An 18,835-nucleotide genomic window follows, 5' to 3' on the forward strand; every position below is an offset into this window, starting at 1 on the left:
CAGCAGAAGATGTAATAGTTGAAGATCGCCCCCATGACGAGCAAGGATCGTAGCATGCCATCCGAGCAGAGCCAACACGTACTCACTGCCAAACGCCGCCACCTTAATGCCCTGGAACTTCAAGCCGCCAAATTTGGCCTTCACTGTCCGGCCCACATTACCATTGAGATCGAAGATCTGCGCCGTGAGTTAGGCGCCCCACTACCATCTGAGGAGGAGTCACAACCTCAACAGAACGCAGCGCAAAGCCCTGGGCCAACCCAAGCCACCGACTCGGCTCGGCCTACAACCGCGCATGAATCAGAACCGGCTGTTGCAGCAAACCAAGATAATGACCCCGCTCAGCATTTGAGCGCGTTGCTCGCCAATGCAAAAACACCAAATGCCCTGCGTGAACCTTGCCTCCCATCACTCATCACCCCGCCCCTCATCCACATCCCGGCTGGCTCTTTCCGCATGGGCAGCAGCGAAGCGCATCGCCGCTTCACTGAAGCGTGTGAACAACCCCAACATTCCTTGTCGTTACCCGACTACTGGATTGGTCAAACGCCTATTACTAACGCTCAATTCCGGCCCTTTGTTGAGGGTGGTGGCTACACCACCCATGCATATTGGACACCACTAGGCTGGCAGTGGCGTGAGCAGTACCAGATTTTTCAACCGAGGTACTGGGAACATGACCAATTCAACCAAGCCGACTATCCAGTGGTTGGAGTGAGTTGGTTTGAGGCGGTGGCCTACTGCAATTGGCTCAGCGCTCAGTCTAGCCACCTATTCCGCCTGCCGACAGAGGCTGAGTGGGAGAAGGCCGCCCGTGGCCCTGATGGCTGGATCTGGCCGTGGGGCAACACCTGGCAGGCAACGGCTTGCAATAATAAAGAATCGGGTTATGATCGACCTACGTTGATCAATCAACACCGATCTGGGGCTAGTCCCCACGGTGTGTTAGACATGGCTGGCAATGTCTGGGAGTGGTGTTCTACCCAGACCCACAAACCCTATCCGTATGAGCTTGAAGATGAGTGGACGGAAGCGTACCTTGCAACGCATATCGGGCGTAGCTTACGCGGTGGATCATGGCGTTCGTCCCGCAACCAAGTGCGGGGAGCCTATTGCCACGCAATGGGGCAGAGCTACCGTTTGGTAGATTTTGGATTTCGGGTTGTGAGTGATTTGAAGGTTTGAGTGGCATCGCAATCGTTGATGGCTCATGCACAAATCGTTAGGCATGGAAGACCAACTAATCGCTTATGTAAGGTGTAACCGATGACCGCGCAATCCACCCCCCATTTTGTTAATCGTGACAATGAAATTCGTCGTATTATCACTATTGTTCGATCAGATATCCGAAAATCTACGCTAATCAACGCGCCATCTGGGTTTGGTAAGAGTGCATTGCTTGAAAAAGTTATTGAAAAGCTCCAAGGAGAACATCGAGATTACGCCTACGCACTTGTCAGTGCTCATTCCATAGCTACAATCGAGGAAATTGCACGCTTATTTTTACAAGAATTTAAAATACCCGAATCAGAGGATTTACCAAAAAATCCAGGCCGTGAATTAGCTCGTTGTCTGAATAAGCGGTTTTTCAACTCCAACACACTCGATGTTAATATCACACGTGTTGTGTTGATAGTAGATTTTGATGTGTTCCCGGAAGATATTAATAAAATTATTGTTGATTTCATTTCTGATATACGCGAAAACTTAAAACACCTGGAAAAATCGCCTAAAGTCGACTTGATTGTTGCTGGAAAAATATTAAAAACCGTAGAACTCTTGTCTTACCCAGAGCTTGTTACGCTTTCACCGCTTACCTACGAGCATGTTTATGCAACAGCAGCACAATATCTCAGAGGGCACCATAGTCAAGCCATAAGCGAAGCGGCGGCCCATGTCTTCTATCTAACTGGTGGCCATCCGCAATGTATGGCTGCCTTACTGAATGCTTTGGCTGACAGTAGAGACGCACCAGACATCTATTTTGACCCGAAAAGCAACCGACAGCACTGGGACACGCAAATCCAACCCGTCTTTGAGAAAGTCGAACGGGAGATACCGAGTAATTTATCTGATTTCGCTGATGTGATTACGGCTTTAAGTGTTTATCGTTATCTTGATAACGCAATTCTGACAAATCATTGTGATTCTTACCCTCTTACTGGCTGTCCTACCTGTGAGGATCTAAAACAGAAACTGACTGCAGCTTACATATACCCAACAAATAATCGCGGCGTATATCTGTGTGATGGTGTCTATCGCAGATTACTTACGATTAAACTGCGCTACGAGCAACCGGAACGACTGCGAACTCTCTGCGAAACATCTGCCACCAGATGTTTGGAGAAAATTGCGACGGCGAACGAACCAAAACTTTGGGCGCTTGAATATCTGTTTCAACGCCTCCAGGTGTTAAGCTTGGAACCATTGGAGGATGCCGCTGATCGTCAAGCTGCGCTCGAAGGTTTTTTGTTCGATGAAGTGAAACAAGTTGTTGACGCCCTGTATCAGCACCAACGAAATTGGCACGATTTCACGGAACTGGTTGCGTTGGTTACGCAGCAACTATCTCAGCCGAGCGAATCCGATCAAATGGGACATTGGGAGCTTAGCTTCTTGTTCAATTATGTCTTTCGTGAGAAAGCATATAATGAAGAACTCATTCGCAAACTCACGCATGCGCTTGAGCAAGAGCGTGATCGTTACCGTTCATAAGCATGATCGCAGTACAGCCCGGTTGAATATCCAGAAAGAAGCCATAGTATGAGCAAGCAAGTACCTTTCATTGGACGGGCGGAAGAACTAACGATAGCCAAGCAACTCTTGCTTGAGTTTGGTGTCACGAACTTTCTCTTTCTAGTTGCTGATGGTGGTATTGGTAAGACACGTTTCCTTGAAGAGTTTGGTAACCGTATACGTAATCGAGCGTTTGAATCCTCAAATCTGGATACAGCGTATCGGATTACCGTCGTACAAGAGTTTACCGACTCGGAATGGTCTAGCGAATTTCAGCGCGGCATTCATACGATGGCGCAAGAACTTGGCATACACATTACTCAAACTGACGCTGAGCACAGCGCCGACCGTATGGCGTCTGATCTGGCAGGTGCCATCGCAGAGAAACCTGATGCGATCATTGTCAGTCTAGGCTCTTACCAAGGAGTAGAAGCACAAATTCAGCAGGCCCTTGCCCAGAATATCCCGGTACTCACCTTTGATAATTATCTGAAAAGTATTGAAGGGGCAGCTGTAAAAGTTTTTCAGGAAGATCTTCAGGGTATTCAACAGATTGCTAATCCTATCCTGAAAGAGATGAATTATACAGGTAAATTAGCTATTGTTTGGACACAGCAAAACAAAGTTCAAAAGCGACGGGTTGATGATTTAAGGCGTATTTTGTTGAATTATAATCAAATTGAACTGCTTGATGTTGATTGTGAGCTCAATGAACGATCAGCAGAAAGTTCAACTGAACAGACCATTGTTCATTTAGAAAAACATCCCGACACCAAAGCCATCTGGTGTGTTTTCGATGAGTATGCCCGTGGTGTGATTAAAGCACTCAAAGCATTGAAGCGCACTGATATTAAAGTATACAGTCTTGATCTTTGTCCTTCTGATCGCACCTTAATGTTGGAAGAGGGGAGTCCTTGGCAGGCTTGTGCCGCTATCGATCCAGCCGAGGCTGGTCGCTTAATGGTTCGCTTGGCTTTGCAGGAGATTGTGGTGACCCCAACCCCTCCGGATCGTTACCATTCAATTCCTCTCAAACTTGTAACCCAGAAAGATCTACGCCAGTTAACGCTTGAACCAGATCGAACTTGGTATAGTCTCGATGATCGCGGATGGAGTTCTGAACTCCGCGCCATTGTTGCGCATCGTCAAAACCCACGACAATCACTCTTTACTGTAGCCGAAGTAATTGATTTTGCTGACCCGGATGTAGCGATTGAGGGTGCCATTGAGCAGCGCCTTGCTGCTTTGACTGGCCAGATGATGGCCCCAGAAGATTTGATCGCACTTCTGACTTTGGAAGAACGCTCACGATTGCTTCAGCATGAGGCAACTGAACGTCAGCATTACAAGGTACAACAGGCGCTAATCGATGCAATCAATCAACGGTGTCAGACCCAACGCCTTGTGCTCTGCTTTGATACGACTGAGCGGGCAACTCAAAAACTGCTAGGAAGCAATCTGATTGATATTCTCTGCCAGTGCAAAAACCTGCTGGTGATCTTTGCGGGTCGACCTGAGCCACCAATCATGGCTTGGTTGATAGACCAGATCAAGGACAAGCAGCAGCGTGGTAAGATCATCCGTTGTGAATTACCAGCCTTCGATGCGACGTTGAGTCGCCAATATTTGCAAGAAAAGCAGCAGAACCTGGCAATTGAGGCTGATGATGAGTTCTTAGATCGCTTAGCTAAACTTGCGCTTGGTAAGCCAATTCTGCTTGATCTGGTCATTGAATATATCTATCGCAATTTGGAGTTTGACCCAATTCCATCATACGCTACGCTGGAAGCGATGGATCAACAGGAACTACACGAAGCTGCCACCGCCTTTGAATCCAACCTCGTGCAGCATATCCGACGCCTGCAGCAAAAGATGGATCTGGTCGTCTTGCGCCTCTCGCGCATCTACCCACTCTCACAATCTGGCCTCGCCACTCTGTTTAAGCTATCTGAGAATGAGGCGGCTTCGCTTTTTGCAAAAGCCTGTACCTATGCTTTTATCCGCATCATCCAGCGATCTGATAGTCCTGAGATCGAGTTGCACGATGAGATGCGACGCCTCATTGAGCACCACTTCTGGCCCATCTTTGATCCTGATAAGGCGCAACGCCGTCGAGATAGCCAACTCGCCTATAGATTTTATCAAAAACAGGATCAAGCGTTCAATGTTGGCATAAAAGCCGTAGATGCTCAGTTGCGTTCAATCGATGCACAGTTGCAAAAACTTGAGACACAAACTGTACCTGACGAGCGCCAACTCAAGGAGTTGGAAGCCAACAAATTGCAATTAAAGTTTGAGCAGTTAGCTATCCGACGCCGACGCCAGACCGTGACCGAAAACTGGGTCAAGCATATGCTCTTTGCCCAGCAAGAGGATGCCTTTGAGCAGTGGGTTGCCCTTGTTGAAAAAGTACGGAGCGGACGGCACTATCCATTCATAGAGCGCCTCTGCAAGATACTTGAGTCATATCGATCTCAACTAAGCCTCACTGAGCAGCGCGATTTTGATTTTTACTATGCTCGTACCTTGCTTGATTTGGGGCAAACGAGCGAAGCGACTCAACGACTAGAGGAATTACTTGTCACCCATGCCGATGCCGATGCAAAATTTCGCTCCAACATCTACAATCAACTTGGGGTTGCCTATCAACGCACGAATCAACTGACGAGGGCGATAGAAAACCAGCAGCAATGTCTCGATCTGATCGACTCTAGCAACCTACGTGATCGAGCAAGCGTGCTTAACCAGATTGGATACTACTACCGACTCCTGTCAGAAGCAGATCCGTCACGTCGGAATGATGCCCAGGTTAGATATGAGCAGGTGATTGCGCTGGCTCATGAAGCCTTGCCTTCCGATGATGAGGTTGGGCAACGTCAAATGCTTGATTTGATCGCCAGTACCAACAATAACCGCGCTTTTCTTTATGGCATGAGTCACGATTATGATCGGGCCGAAATCTTGCTTCAGCAGGCTTTGGCAACTTGGCGTAGATTAGAGGTAGAGCTACAGGACGAGCGTGGCCGTGCCGAGCGTGCCCGTGCGGAGATTACGCTAGGCATTTTGGCGCGTGAACGTGGACGTTACGAAACCTCACGTCAGCATCTTGAGCGGGCAATTACCTTGATTCCTCGTAGTGATACGAGCGATAAACCACATCAAGCGTACTTCCAACTGGGTTGGACCGAGTGGTTTGACGCTGTTGATCGTAACGATGAAATACGCCTCGAAGGACTCGAACGGGCTGCGCGGCTTCTCGAACGCAGCCGAGAGTTAGCTGAAAAACATGGTCTGGAACGCGATCTTCCAGGTATCTATCATCAATGGGCCAGCGTAGTGTGGCGTATCGGCATGGAGACAGATAATGAGGAGTGTCGGCAACGTGCCCGCCAACTGAATCAGACTGCCCGCGATCTGAGTGAGCGGTTGCAAGATCATCGTTACTATGTGGATAGCTGGATCGGCGAAGCCGAGTTCGACTTTGAACTCAAAGACGACAGCCGTCTCGATGAGTATGTTGCACGTTTAGCCAAGTACGAGCAGCAATACTTCTTTCCGCTCTACTATGGGCGTTTGCGTCGCATACGCGCTGAATTTGCCTTACTACGCGATGATCTCGATGAAGCGTTTGCTCTCTTTACTAAGGCAATTCACCAGATCAATGAGTATGGGGGGGTTGGGCCCTACAGAATCGAAAAAGAGTTGCAGCAACTCTCAAAGCATCTACAAAATCTGCCGTATGAAGCTGCACAACGCTACTTGCAACAGTTCCGTGATCAATGGGCGCAATGGCAATATGGCGAAACCAAAATGCCCCGGTATGACCTCGTGTTCTGGTGTGAGCAAGAGTTACTCCAGCTTACGCTGCAGATAATGAATAACAATGAAGGATGACATATTTATGGACGAGCTACATGTTGTATGTCCAGTCATCCTTTATGCCCACGATGATTATCACTCGTCAACAGCAGATTGTGGCGGCGGTGATTGTGCCTGTAGTCTCCCCCTACTTAACCCAATCGAACCGTATGCGGTCACGAGTTTAGCCCTGGACAGCCTGAAACGCTCACCTGGATCCCAGGAATTGCGCCTCGATGCTCAACATCAGGTTCTCTTCGGCCCTTTTCATCGCCCCGTGGTGATCAATGAACCCACGGGAACCATCCTTCGTGCGTTTACCCAAACCAGCAACCGAGAAAGCATCTTCCAGGCTTATATGGCTCAGCGCGACAATGCCTACTTGCAACCTACCGTGCAAGCGCTCTATGCACACCGCGTGCTTGTTCCAGCAGATGTGCAACCAACGCTCCTACCCACCGCGCAGACGCTGAGTGTCTGGATGCATGTGACGGATCGTTGTAATTTGCGCTGTAGTTACTGTTACTTGCCCCATCTGCGCCAGGACATGTCGGTTGAGGTTGGGCGTGCGGCAATTGATGCCGCATTCCGCTCTGCCGTCAACCACGGCTACCGTGAACTCAAGCTCAAATATGCGGGTGGTGAACCGCTCCTCTGCTTTGAGCGCGTGATCGAACTCCATCGTTATGCCTGTGAGCAGGGTGCAACGCATCAGATTGCGGTTGATGGCGTAGTACTAAGTAACGGAACCTTGCTTACCAGGGAGCAAGCCCGTATCCTGCACGAGCATAACTTACGCCTGATGATCTCGCTTGATGGCCTGGGCGAAATCCATAATGCACAACGCCCCTATGCAAGCAGTCGCGGAACCTTTGATGATGTGGCGCGTGGCATTGAAATTGCGCGTGCAAGTGGCATCACCCCGGATATTTCAATTACTGCAACTGGCAAGAGTGCCACCCATTTGCCCCAGGTTGTCGCGTGGGTTCTTGAGCGTGCGTTACCCTTTAGTCTTAATTTTTACCGTGAAAACGAGCTTTCAGCAACATTTCAGGATTTACGGCTTGAAGAGGAAACGATTATTAATGGGATGCTAGCAGCTTACGCTGTGATTGAACAGCATCTGCCTGCCCGTAGCGTCTTAGGTTCGCTGGTTGACCGTGCCAATCTTGCGGGTGCGCACCTGAAAACATGTGGGGTCGGCGATCATTACTTGGTTTTTGATTATAAAGGGCGGGTTGCCAAGTGCCAAATGCACTTGCATAAACCAGTAACAACTGTCGAGGCATCCGATCCGTTGAGCTTGATCCGTGCTGATCAGATTGGTTTGCAAAATCTTTCGGTTGAAGACAAAGAGGGTTGTAAGGGTTGTGAATGGAAATACTGGTGTGCTGGGGGATGCTCGTTAGTAACCTTCCGTGCGACTGGTCGCTATGATCTCAATTCACCTAATTGCAACATCTACAAGGCGCTCTACCCAAAGGCTATGCGGTTGGAAGGGTTAAGAATCCTGCGTTATGGTCTCAGTGTCGACCTACTGGCTTAGAGGCAATAGCTTTACCTTACACGCAAGATATCGTTGCCGTGTATGTACCAAACACGCAAGATATCGTTGCCGTGTATGTACCAATTGCCTTGGACGAGCATCGCAGGGCCAGGCCCTGCTGCTTGCCGTGCCTGCGCGTCCTGGCGTCAATCTGAAAGCCATGCACCACACGACGAGCACGCGCCTGGTGCAACGGGAGTGCTCGCACGCCGATGATCGCTGATCTATCATCGCGCGACGCGGTGGAGGTATGCAAGGACGCAGATCGGATCGCTGGCCTCGTGAGCACTGAGGTGTGGCACAGCACCTCGCCCCAATGCACACCGCTATGTGCGTAACAATGCTTGAAAACCTGCCTGTTCAAAGTGCTGATCAGTGGTCAAGGCTTCGGTCAACATCCGTTCGCGCATAACGACAAACGACAGGCAATCGACCAGGCCCCATTCCTTGTCCATCCGTGAGCGATAGAGGATCAGCGCTTGTGCATAGAGATCATTCGTCAGTGGGACAATCCCCACCGTCGGGTCTGCTTCGAGGGCGTCTAACAACTGCACCGCAGCCGTCCGAAAGCGTTGGCTTGCCAAAGCATTGCCAATCTCCAGCAGCACGGCACGTGTGGTTACCAGTTTCGTCTGCTGGGCGCGGAGGTCTTGCGCCACCTGTACGGCTTTCGGATGCAACGCATCCCGCACATTCGCAAGGGCAATCGCGTAGGCGGTGTCCAAAAACACCTCATGGTTCATTGCGGCACCTTGCCGCCATATAAATAGGCATCGAGGTGAAGCGACCAATCGGCTGGCCCTTCCAGCGCTAAGGCTTCAGCGACATCGAGGAAGGAGCGAGCCGCTGGCGGCGCTTCGGCAATGATGGAGAGTTGAACCCGAGTGTTTGGGGGTAAGTTGATCGGCTGCGTCGGTAAAAACACGTGGCCATCAAACACCGCATCAATGGTCGTTGTCATCGCATCCTCCCTGCTTGCTTTCCATGCCACCCACATACGGAAACACCGTTCCAGAAGCCATTGTAGCATAGAAGGGGGGGACGGAACGACAAGCTCATGGTCTGGCACGAGCCTGGAGCAGCGGGGGTGCATGGACACGATGAAACATCATGGCAGAAGATTGCTGCTCGCTCAGTACCGCCTGCGTTGGGGTGGCCGCCGCCCGCTGGCGCACTCACCCCAACGCAGGCGGCGCGGTCAGCTTGACAGGAACACCGTTCATACGCAGCACGATGCTGTCATGTTGACCGCAACACCGTTCATACGCAGCACGATGCTGTCATGTTGACCGCAACTCCGTTCATACACAGCGCTTTGCGGTCAATGTGACCGCAAGCCCCGCATCGGCTACGGTGATCACTCCGCGTGGCGAGCCGACCCTGCCCGTGCATGCCCCCCTGACACCGCAACACCCCCACCGTCCCCCACGCCATGCAGCGCGGTGAGCAACACTGTGGTGACAGCGCAGCGGCAAAACCCTATCCTCTGTCGCCTGAAATTCGATCTCATTTCAGGATCACTGGTCTGTATGGTGCCTGGTGATCACCTTGATGATCGTTGGTTCGCGTTGGCACTACTCCACCCCAAGGCCAGATGACGCCTCTTCTGCCCTGATACGCCCGTCTGTTCCAGGCAATGCTGCGTTTCTGGTGCGACGACGTTTTTGGGCACGAGGATGCGAGGTCGTAGGCGGCGGCGGTGGCACCCAGCAGCAGCAGGGCGCGCAGCCCGGCGCTCGTGTTCGGGCTGACGTCGGTGTCCAGGCGCTGGAGCGCGGGGCTGAGGCGGAGTCTTGTCGGTGTGGCGCTCATAGCGTCCCTCGCCCGAGTCGGCGGGCTAACCTGGCGTACCCACGTGCGATCGCGATAAATCACCGCCCTGAGCAGGGTCATTGATTGGCCCGATCGGCGGGCCGCTGGGGTGGGCGTGGGAGTAGAGCAGAAGGTCGTTGCGGTAGCTGGGTGCCAACTCGCGCAGCAGCACCTCGCCGCGCAAGCCGAGGGCAACGGTGGTGCGCTTATTGTCCCCACTTCCAGCCGCCCAGGGCCGCCCAGGTATGCGCACCGACAATGCCATCGACCGCAAGGTTGTTGGCTTGCTGAAAGGCCCGCACGGCGGCCTCGGTGGCGGGGCCGTAGATGCCATCAATTGGGCCAGGATCGAAGCCGCGATTTGCCAGCATGGTTTGCAGTTCGATCACCGCGCAGCCGCGCATAGGCGAGGTACTCAGCGCCAGCGTAGGTGTACGTATCGGGCCAGGGGCCCAGGCACTTGGCATAAGATCGCCGCGAAAACGAGCCACCGAGGTGGAAGCTTCTGCCACTCGTGGACCCTGAAACGCACTTTCAGTCATCTGGACACGCGCCTCACTGCCCGTAAACTGCAAAAACAGGTCTTCGAGCACAACGTCAAGCTCAACGCCAGACGCGATCGTGATGGTCCCGCGGCCAGTCGCTTGGAATGTGCCCATGCAACGGTAGGGCAGGATGCCGCCAGGCAAGGGAGGGAGTGCAACCTGATCCCCAGATCCTGAACCACTGCCATCGATAGGTGTCTCTAACGTGATGAGCGAATGCTTAGGCACCGTGGTTCCGCTGTCATCGATAGGTGTCTCTAAGCTTCCGACGAACCCATGTCTTGCAAAGCGAAGACGCGTACTATCCTCGCTCCACTGCAACATGGTGCGGTCAGCATACCAATCGTCACCAAGGTCGTCGGGCGAAATGAGGCGGCGTACCTCGCCCCCAGATGCTGGTACCACAAAGATACCACCCATGGAAGTGTAGGCAACCCGCTGGCTATCAGGCGAAAAAGCAACGGCTTGTAGCGGCGATATGACATCACGGCTGTCCGGCGTAGCGCCCGAAAAGAAGATACCGACCTCACTGAGCAACGTCTCTTTGCCGGTCGCCAGCTCAAGAACGGTAAGCCCCTGGTGATTGTTTGTCGCCAAGAGTTGGCCATCGGGCGAGAAGGCCAGGGCTGAGCAGGCGTACTCCTGGCACTCTTTCAGTACGCGTGGGTTTCCAAGGTCGCTCGGCGAAACGAGCATAAGACGATCAGGCATGCTCACCGCCAGGACCTGACCATCGGGCGACCAGGCGAACGAAGCAGGATCAACGATGCCTGCGACAGCGTACGCTTCGAGCGTTGTACTCTTCACCAGGCTGATTGGCTCGCCCATCCCATTTGGACAAGCAAGCCATTCGCCCTGTGGCGACCATACCGCTTCGCTCGTTCCAGTTCTATGCCATCCGGGCCGGTGTGAACGGTCGCGCCTGTGGGCTCGCCTGCTACCTGCGCATCGCGCCGACTGCGGGGAGCCTTGAAGTGGCACATGTTGCGTTTGCGCCTGAGCTTCAGCGTACGCCAGCCGCGACGGAAGCCCTCTTCTTGCTTATGCAACGGGCTTTCGCGCTCGGCTATCGTCGCTACGAGTGGCGCTGTAATGCGCTCAATGCGCCCTCACGCGCAGCGGCCCAACGCATGGGCTTGTCGTTTGAAGGCGTCTTTCGTCAAGCCACAGTGGTCAAGGGTCATAACCGCGACACGGCCTGGTATGCCGCCATCGAACTGGAATGGCCGCAGATCGAGGCTGCCGTTACCCGCTGGCTCGACCCGGCGAATTTTGATGCTGCTGGACGACAGTTGGTGCGCCTCGCGACCCTGACCGAGCCGTTCTTGTATCGCAAAGGGTAGGCTTAGCGTGTAAGTTAGTCAGCGCATATCACTGATCGCGACCAGGGAGAGTCGCCCGCTTTGCAGATGAATCTACGAACCCCACGGACTACGCAACGAGTTCCCCGAGCTTGGTAGTGCCAACTTCAGTTGGCTGAGCGAGAAGCCGACTGAAGTCGGCACTACGATCACCACAAACTGTCAAGCTCGTTTGAAACATGCCTAAGGGAACTGATAGCTGACTCTAGGGCTGATGCAACGTCTGCCTCTGGCGGTGGGGTATGGGGCGCAACCCCAACGACGTTGCATCAGTCCTGGGAGATCGAGTAGGGCGATTGCATCATACGAAACCGGATAAAAAATACGCGCTCTGTGGCAGCATGGGCATGCAACCAGCGGCGCACACGGCGGCACCCGGCAACCACGAGGCACCCGGCAACCACGAGGCACCCGCAAGGGGTCGGGGGCCGGGGCCGGTGGTGTACGGGCACCCCTTGCGGGTGCCCTGGTGGGGTGCATGCACGGAAGATGCAATCGCCCTGGGAGATCGAAGCCCCGGTGATGCGCATATTGCACGATTGTGGTAGCATGATGCAACCCCGCCGCACGCCTCCGTTGAGGAGGCCCTGGTTCTTTTCATCGCCAGGTGCTTTGCGGTGGAAGTGCAATCGAGAGGAAGGACGCAACCTGATGACATCTCCAACCAAGCATTTTTTTGACATTGATCTGCAGCATGGCGTGCTGCCGGTCTCAAAAGCGGCCAGTTCGCTGGCATCGATGATCCGGCGCTCTGCCCAGAACCAGCGCCCGGTCGTGATCACGCAGAAGGGGAAACCGACGGCGGTTTTGCTCTCCATCGAGTTGTTTGATACGCTGCGAGCGCGGGTGGCGGGGGCGGGCAAGCCCGCTGCTGAGCCGCAGGAGGGATAACGTAGGTTACAGACTACTACGCTGAACATGGGGGAACTTGGTTCCCCCATGTTCAGCGTAGCCCTATTTCCTGTCGGGGACTCTCTTCTCGAAATGCATGATGTACTGTATATTGTCATGTATATCTGGGAGGGGACAGGAAGCGCGTCCCTGATGGCGCGAGCATGTGGATCAGCGCTGTTGTGCTCGAAGTTGCCTATGGAGGGTCAGATGCCGCGTAAAGCCGCTGCGGTTCCGAGCCGTATTTACCAACTGAAGATTAGCCTCAAGGATAGCAAGCCCCCGATCTGGCGACGGGTCGAGGTTGCCGACAACGTCACGTTGGCAACGCTGCACATGATCATCCAGACCGCAATGGGTTGGACAGACTCGCATCTGCATATGTTCAGCGTCGGACGGGTCGCCTACGGTGTGCCGAACCCAAACTATGACGAGGATGTCCGCGATGAGCGTCGGTTCAAGCTCAACGATCTGCTTACCGCGCCCAGGCAGAAGCTGAGCTACGAGTATGACTTTGGCGATAGTTGGACCCACGAGGTGCTGCTCGAGAAGGTGCTTGCCCCCGAGTCAGGGGTGAGCTATCCTCGTTGCACGGCGGGGAAACGGGCCTGCCCACCCGAGGATTGTGGCGGGGTCTGGGGCTACGCCAACTTCCTGGAGGCGATCAGCGACCCGGAACACCCCGAGCACGAGGATCTGTTGGAATGGATTGGCGGTGAGTTCGATCCCGAGGAGTTTGACCTCGCTGCGGTGAATGAGATGTTGCGCTAGGTGAGCCGATCGGGTAGAAGGGTCAGACGTAGTCGTTCAAGACCGTTCAGTGGCCCAGCCTCGGGTGCAGTTGCGCATCCAGATATTCGCCATCAGGCCGTAGAGCGTGGCGTTTGCGAGGCGGATTGGTACTGCATCGTCGCGTACCGGCAGCACTATCCGCTGGATGCCCGTTTGCGTGGGCATGCCATGTCATGCCCGCGCACGCGGGGAAGTCAGGTTGTCCCAGCGCCGCTATGGTGTGCGCCTCGTTGTCATGCCCGCGCACGCGGGGAAGTCAGGTTGTCCAAGCGCCGCTATGGCGTGCGCCTCGTTGTCATGCCCGCGCACGCGGGGAAGCGGCCGCCTGGGCGTCCGAGATGAACGCGCACGATGCCGCGAGTATCGGGGCGGGGATGATCATCGGCGATGGGCGCAGCGCCATGCACCGTGCCGCTGCGAGTCGATCAGCGGTGACGGGTGCAGCGTGGCCCCATCGGCTCTGCGGATGGTTGGCGCGTGCTTCGGCCTGACGGTGGCTCTGCGGATGGTACTGGCTCTGTCTTGCGATCCCGTGGTCTTTTCCAAAGGCCTGATTGTAGTGTATAGTGTCATATGGGTTCTGCTTGGCGGCGATCAGCGATCCGGAGCATCCCGAGCACTGCGTTGTGCCCAATCGCTAAGCACACATCTGTAATCGGCAAGCGCACTCGGTGAAGCTAGGGGAAGTGGCGATGGACGAGAAGCCATTCGGAGGGGAGCAGGCTCAACGGCCTGCTTTGAGTGAGGCGCAGATTCGTCAATATGCGAGTGGAGAGTCGTTTGCGCGGGGGAGGCACTATGCGGAGGAGGGTGCCGTTGGTTCGCTGGTGTTGCGTGGCGATCTGTTGCGGGCCGAGGTTGAGGGTAGCGCATATGCGCCCTATCGGGTGACCGTCAGGATTGATGCTGGTGGGGTGCGTGCTGCCAGTTGTACGTGCCCCTACGACTGGGGCGGCTGGTGCAAGCATATCATAGCAACCTTGCTGGTGTATGCCAAGGCTGAGCCAGACGCGATCGAGGTGCGTCCGCCGCTGGCTGCGTTGCTTGCCAGGCTGGAACGCGATCAGCTTGAGGCTCTGGTGCTGCATCTGGCGGCGCAGGATGCCGAACTGACCGAGCAGATCGATGCGATGATTGGTGCGTCGGTCGCTGCACCAGTTGCGTCGCCCAGTTCAGAGGATGGTTCGGTTGCTGCACGGCGCACGGCCATTGATGCGACGGCCTTCCGCACGCAGATCCGTCGTATCTTCCGCGCCGAGCGTGCTGATGACTATGAGGCCTATGAACGCATTCTGGCGAATCTGGATCCGCTGGTCGAACAGATCCGCAGCTTGTGCGATGACAACAATGCCCAGGATGCATTGCCATTGCTCGAGGCGCTGACCGACGAGTATACCGCAGCATGGATCGATTACGATGACTCCGACGGCGAGTTGGGGGCCTTCTTCTTCGATCTGGGCGAGCTCTGGGCCCTGGCGTTGCTGGGGGCACCGCTGAAGAAGGCAGAGCTGAACACGTGGCGCGAGCGTCTGGAGGGGTGGGCCGCGAACGCCGAAGCGTATGGCTGCGATGGGCTGAATCTCGCGCTTCAGGCTGCGACTGAGGGCTGGAGTGAGCCGTGGATTGATGCGGCGATCCTCGGTGAGGCGCGGCCCGACGCACAGCCGACCGGCGCTCACGCTGGTGTGTTGTTGTCGATTCGCCTGCTGATCCTCGAGCATAGCGGCCACACCCAGGAGGCGTTGAATCTGGCGGCGGCGGCGGGGATGCATCGCGAGCAGGTGCTGCTGCTGGTGCGCATGGGCCGTGTCGCCGAAGCGGTCGCGTTGGGCCGCCAACACTTCACCAATGCAATGCAGGCGTTTAGCCTTGCCCATGCGCTGCACGAGCGTGGCGAACTGGAGCAGGCGCTGGCGATTGGTGAGCATGGGCTGAGTCTTGGGGCGGTCGAGCCGAGCAGCTATGCGCAGGAGCAGGCGCGGGCGCGTTGGGCCGCCTGGCTGTCCGATCTGGCTGCGGGCCAGGGGCGCATTGATCTGGCGCTGCGCACGGGCGCCGAGGCGCTGCGGGTCACACCCGAGTTGGGTCTGTACCAGCGCCTGGCGGAACTCGCAGGCGCACACCCTGAGGCCTTCAACGGAGGGTGGCCCGCGCTCCGCGAGCAACTTCTCGCGGCGCTGCGTACCAATAAGGGCTGGATGATTGCGGGCAAGATCGACATCTTTCTTCACGAAGGACTGCTTGACCACGCGATTGCCGCCCTCGGAACGCGCCCGAGCAGCGACGACCTGGTGCGGGTGATGGATGCCGCGATGAAAACTCACCCAGACTGGGTCATCAGAGCGGCGACCTCCCGTGCGACCGAGATCATGGATGCGAGCAAGGCCCAATACTACGAAGACGCCGTCGGATGGCTCGTTCGGGCGCGCGATGCCTACAAGGTGGCGGGCCGCATGCCCGATTGGAAGGCCTATCTGCAGAGTCTGCGGCTGAAGCATGGGCGAAAGCGCAAGTTGATAGGGCTGATGGATATTTATTTTTAATTGACCTCAGCGCTGCTGGAAAGAGTTGAACGGAACTCATCCATGGATGCTTCGCTTCTGTTAACCAAGCTCTTTATTCCCTCGGTTCCTCCTAACATCATTCATCGTCCTCAGCTTATTGAGCGCCTGACGGCTGGTTTGCAGGCGGGGAAATTGCTGACGGTTGTTTCGGCGCCGGCTGGCTATGGCAAGTCAACCATGCTGGCTCAGTGGATCACCGCGTATCACGGTCAGGTGGCCTGGCTCTCGCTCGATGACCGTGACAACCATCCGCTACGTTTCTGGCGCTACTTTGTTGCGGCTCTCCAAACGGTGTCGTCAGCCTTGGGCCAAACCGCGTTGCCGCTGTTGGAAGATGCGCAAGATCTTGATGTCCAACGCTTTCTTACCGCTCTGGTGAATGATGTGGCCGTCAGGAATCAGACGCTCATCCTGATTCTTGATGATTATCATGTGATTTCGAATGCGGATATTCATGCAGCGATGAAGACCCTGCTCGAACATGCGCTGCCTTCGCTGCATCTGGTCATTGCCACGCGAACGGATCCGCCGCTCCCCCTGAGCCGTTTGCGCGTACGCGGGCACATGACCGAGGTGCGCCTTGCTGATCTGCGTTTCAGTACTGATGAAGCCACGGGTTTTCTCAATGGTTTGATGAACCTGGCGCTGCGAGCCACTGATGTGCAGGCGCTCGAAATACGTACCGAGGGTTGGATTGCTGGCTTGCAGCTTGCTGCGCTTTCGCTGCAGGATCGCGCTGATGTGCATACCTTTATTCAAGCCTTCACGGGGAGCCAGCATCTTGTGCTTGAATATCTGGTCGAAGAGGTTTTGTCACGCCAACCAGCCTCATTGCAACAGTTTTTACTCGAAACCGCCATCCTCCAACGCATGTGTGCCCCTTTGTGCAATGCAGTAACCGAAGCTACCCAGAGTGACCATGTGCTTTCCGATCTGCAACGGCGCAATCTTTTCCTGATTCCTCTGGATAGCGAGCATTACTGGTTTCGTTATCATCATCTTTTTGCCGAATTTCTCAAAAGTCACCTCAAACGCACGCGAGCCGACGAGGTGCCCGTGCTGCATCGCCGCGCTGCGGAATGGTTCCAGGCGAATGGCTATCCGGAAGAGGCGTTGCATCATGCCTTTGCCATTCCCGATTACGCCTTTGTGAGCCGACTTGTGGTTGACAATTGGCGGCGGATCTATCACACAGGCCGGTTGAGTACGGCGGTACGATGGCTTGAGTCGTTGCCGGGTGATTTGCTGCGTCAATCGCCCCCGTTGGGGGTCGCGTATGGCTGGACGCTCTTCATTCGCGGCGATTATGAGCAGATTGGGGCCTATCTCGATGATATTACGCAAGCTTTTGAACGGATGGTTGCTGTTGGCACATTGCCCGTAGATCACCCTGAGTACAGTATTATTTTGCATCAAGTGATTCTGTTGCGCGCCGTTGTGATGCGGCATCAAGGCGATGTTGCCGCAGCCATTCAGGCCATCGAACAACTCTTGGCAACAGTTGCTGGGTTGCGTCAGGCCCTGGGCCAGATCGTTGTCGAGATGGGGTATACCGCGTGTTATTCGCAGTTGGGGTATGCCTATGCCGCTGCGAACGATCGCGAGCGCGCCGCTGAGTACCTGAGCCGGGTCAGCTCGCATGCACGCGCATGCGGCAATTTTTTTGCGCTCGCGCACGCGACCATGGAATGGGCCACGATCTGCCTTGCACAGGGCCAGATCGAGCAAGCAGAAAAGATCTGTCGCTATGAATTGTCACTTGCCGAACAACCCGCGTATGCCGCGTATCCGGCGTTTTGTTTGATTCAGTTGGCGCTGGCCGATGTCTTGCGTGCGAAGGGTGCCTGGGACGAAGCCGAAACGCTGCTCGCTCAGGGCTTAGAAACAGCCCGAAGAAACGGTCACCAATATTATCTTGCACACGGCTATCTGATTGCGGCGCGTTTGCATCACGCGCAAGGTAACCCGACCCAGGCGCAGGATGCTGTTCACCAGGCCGAAGAGATCGCGCTCAAGATTCGCAATCGTTTCTTGGATGCTGCGCTTGCCGAGACTCAGACCGCCGTTGCCAGCACGGCCTTGCCAGGGCAGCCGTTGATCGAGCCGTTGACTGAACGGGAACTTGACGTCTTGCGGCTGATCTGTGCGGGCAAATCAAACCAGGAGATTGCCGATGAACTCTTTCTTGCGCTCAACACCGTCAAGCGCCATGTCAACAATCTCTATGGCAAGCTGGGGGTCAGCCGTCGTGCTCAGGCCATCATTGAAGCGCGCCGGTTAGCATTGGTCTGAGCGTTGTTTGGCCTGAGTGAGGACGTTTTCGCACCTAACACCAAAGTGTTAGGTGCTTTTTGGGGTACATCCCACCCTGGTGTGTTCCAGACCAGCCTTGCTTTGCGGTATCCTCGTGCTATGAACACACCTAACACAACCAAGCTGTACGAAATCCACCTCAAAGGTCATCTGGGCCAAACGACCCTGGTCTGGTTCGAGGGTTTCACGGTGGCCTATAGCCCCGCTGGCGAGACGATCCTCCGTGGTCCCCTTGTTGACCAGGCTGCCCTGGACGGGATGCTCCAACGCATCTGTGACCTGGGCCTGAGCCTCACGCAGTTTCGCCAACTGGATGCGTAGTGGCGGCAAGACGCTTTGTGTCGGTAAGTGTTCACACTTGTCCTGGGAGCGAGGGCGTCCCGCCCTCGGAATGCCTTCGAGGGCGGGACGCCCTCG

The 18,835-nt window shown here is 55.1% G+C and carries 15 protein-coding genes; 11 read left to right on the forward strand and 4 right to left on the reverse strand.

From position 1 onward, the window contains the following. Window positions 1-54: 54 nt before the first annotated feature. From EYB53_RS19710 to EYB53_RS19725, 4 genes are all read left to right on the forward strand, one after another. A complete protein-coding gene (locus EYB53_RS19710; RefSeq protein WP_167857493.1) occupies window positions 55-1,185 on the forward strand; it encodes a formylglycine-generating enzyme family protein in 1,131 nt (376 codons plus the stop codon). An 81-nt stretch (window positions 1,186-1,266) separates the two neighbouring features. Beyond that, window positions 1,267-2,715 carry an ATP-binding protein gene (locus tag EYB53_RS19715; RefSeq protein ID WP_135480209.1) on the forward strand — a complete coding sequence of 483 codons (1,449 nt, stop codon included), beginning with the start codon at window positions 1,267-1,269 and terminating at the stop codon, window positions 2,713-2,715. A 48-nt stretch (window positions 2,716-2,763) separates the two neighbouring features. Then, on the forward strand, window positions 2,764-6,630 hold the full coding sequence (locus tag EYB53_RS19720; RefSeq protein ID WP_135480211.1) for a substrate-binding domain-containing protein: 3,867 nt from the start codon (window positions 2,764-2,766) through the stop codon (window positions 6,628-6,630). 7 nt (window positions 6,631-6,637) lie between these two features. Next, the gene (locus EYB53_RS19725; protein ID WP_167857494.1) at window positions 6,638-8,140 is read left to right on the forward strand and encodes a radical SAM/SPASM domain-containing protein; all 1,503 of its coding nucleotides are present in this window, start codon (window positions 6,638-6,640) and stop codon (window positions 8,138-8,140) included. A 326-nt stretch (window positions 8,141-8,466) separates the two neighbouring features. On the opposite strand, the gene EYB53_RS19730 is transcribed toward EYB53_RS19725, so the two are convergent. From EYB53_RS19730 to EYB53_RS26390, 3 genes are all read right to left on the reverse strand, one after another. Further along, window positions 8,467-8,883, reverse strand: a complete 417-nt coding sequence (locus tag EYB53_RS19730) for a type II toxin-antitoxin system VapC family toxin (RefSeq protein WP_135480215.1) — start codon at window positions 8,881-8,883, stop codon at window positions 8,467-8,469. Beyond that, window positions 8,880-9,101, reverse strand: coding sequence for an antitoxin AF2212-like protein (locus EYB53_RS19735; RefSeq protein ID WP_135480217.1), 222 nt, complete (start codon window positions 9,099-9,101; stop codon window positions 8,880-8,882). The genes EYB53_RS19730 and EYB53_RS19735 overlap by 4 nt, the downstream gene beginning before the upstream one ends. A gap of 1,057 nt (window positions 9,102-10,158) precedes the next feature. After that, entirely contained in the window at window positions 10,159-11,304 is a 1,146-nt protein-coding gene (locus EYB53_RS26390; RefSeq protein ID WP_205712695.1) for a peptidoglycan-binding domain-containing protein, read from the reverse strand. Window positions 11,305-11,354: 50 nt separating this feature from the next. On the opposite strand from EYB53_RS26390, the gene EYB53_RS19745 reads away from it, so the two are divergent. The 3 genes from EYB53_RS19745 to EYB53_RS19755 all read left to right on the forward strand — a co-directional run bounded on the left by EYB53_RS19745 (window position 11,355) and on the right by EYB53_RS19755 (window position 13,520). After that, the gene (locus EYB53_RS19745; RefSeq protein ID WP_205712696.1) at window positions 11,355-11,840 is read left to right on the forward strand and encodes a GNAT family N-acetyltransferase; all 486 of its coding nucleotides are present in this window, start codon (window positions 11,355-11,357) and stop codon (window positions 11,838-11,840) included. 669 nt (window positions 11,841-12,509) lie between these two features. Further along, window positions 12,510-12,749 carry a type II toxin-antitoxin system Phd/YefM family antitoxin gene (locus EYB53_RS19750; RefSeq protein ID WP_135480221.1) on the forward strand — a complete coding sequence of 80 codons (240 nt, stop codon included), beginning with the start codon at window positions 12,510-12,512 and terminating at the stop codon, window positions 12,747-12,749. A gap of 210 nt (window positions 12,750-12,959) precedes the next feature. Next, on the forward strand, window positions 12,960-13,520 hold the full coding sequence (locus EYB53_RS19755; RefSeq protein ID WP_135480223.1) for a plasmid pRiA4b ORF-3 family protein: 561 nt from the start codon (window positions 12,960-12,962) through the stop codon (window positions 13,518-13,520). A gap of 36 nt (window positions 13,521-13,556) precedes the next feature. Here EYB53_RS19755 and EYB53_RS19760 read toward each other — a convergent pair whose 3' ends face one another. Continuing rightward, complete coding sequence (locus tag EYB53_RS19760; protein ID WP_167857495.1) at window positions 13,557-13,706, reverse strand: hypothetical protein; 150 nt, start codon at window positions 13,704-13,706, stop codon at window positions 13,557-13,559. Between the two features lie 173 nt (window positions 13,707-13,879). Here EYB53_RS19760 and EYB53_RS19765 point away from each other — a divergent pair, with 173 nt between their 5' ends. From EYB53_RS19765 to EYB53_RS19780, 4 genes are all read left to right on the forward strand, one after another. Beyond that, the gene (locus EYB53_RS19765; protein ID WP_167857496.1) at window positions 13,880-14,032 is read left to right on the forward strand and encodes a hypothetical protein; all 153 of its coding nucleotides are present in this window, start codon (window positions 13,880-13,882) and stop codon (window positions 14,030-14,032) included. Window positions 14,033-14,233: 201 nt separating this feature from the next. Next, a complete protein-coding gene (locus EYB53_RS19770) occupies window positions 14,234-16,084 on the forward strand; it encodes an SWIM zinc finger family protein (protein ID WP_135480226.1) in 1,851 nt (616 codons plus the stop codon). Between the two features lie 42 nt (window positions 16,085-16,126). Beyond that, a complete protein-coding gene (locus EYB53_RS25685; RefSeq protein WP_135480228.1) occupies window positions 16,127-18,397 on the forward strand; it encodes a winged helix-turn-helix domain-containing protein in 2,271 nt (756 codons plus the stop codon). A 120-nt stretch (window positions 18,398-18,517) separates the two neighbouring features. After that, window positions 18,518-18,739: a DUF8691 family protein gene (locus tag EYB53_RS19780; RefSeq protein ID WP_135480230.1), complete on the forward strand. Its 222-nt coding sequence runs from the start codon at window positions 18,518-18,520 to the stop codon at window positions 18,737-18,739. The last annotated feature ends 96 nt before the right edge of the window (window positions 18,740-18,835 follow it).

It is taken from the genome of Candidatus Chloroploca mongolica (genome assembly GCF_004762035.2).
In the GTDB taxonomy this organism is placed as follows: Bacteria; Chloroflexota; Chloroflexia; order Chloroflexales; family Chloroflexaceae; genus Chloroploca; species Chloroploca mongolica.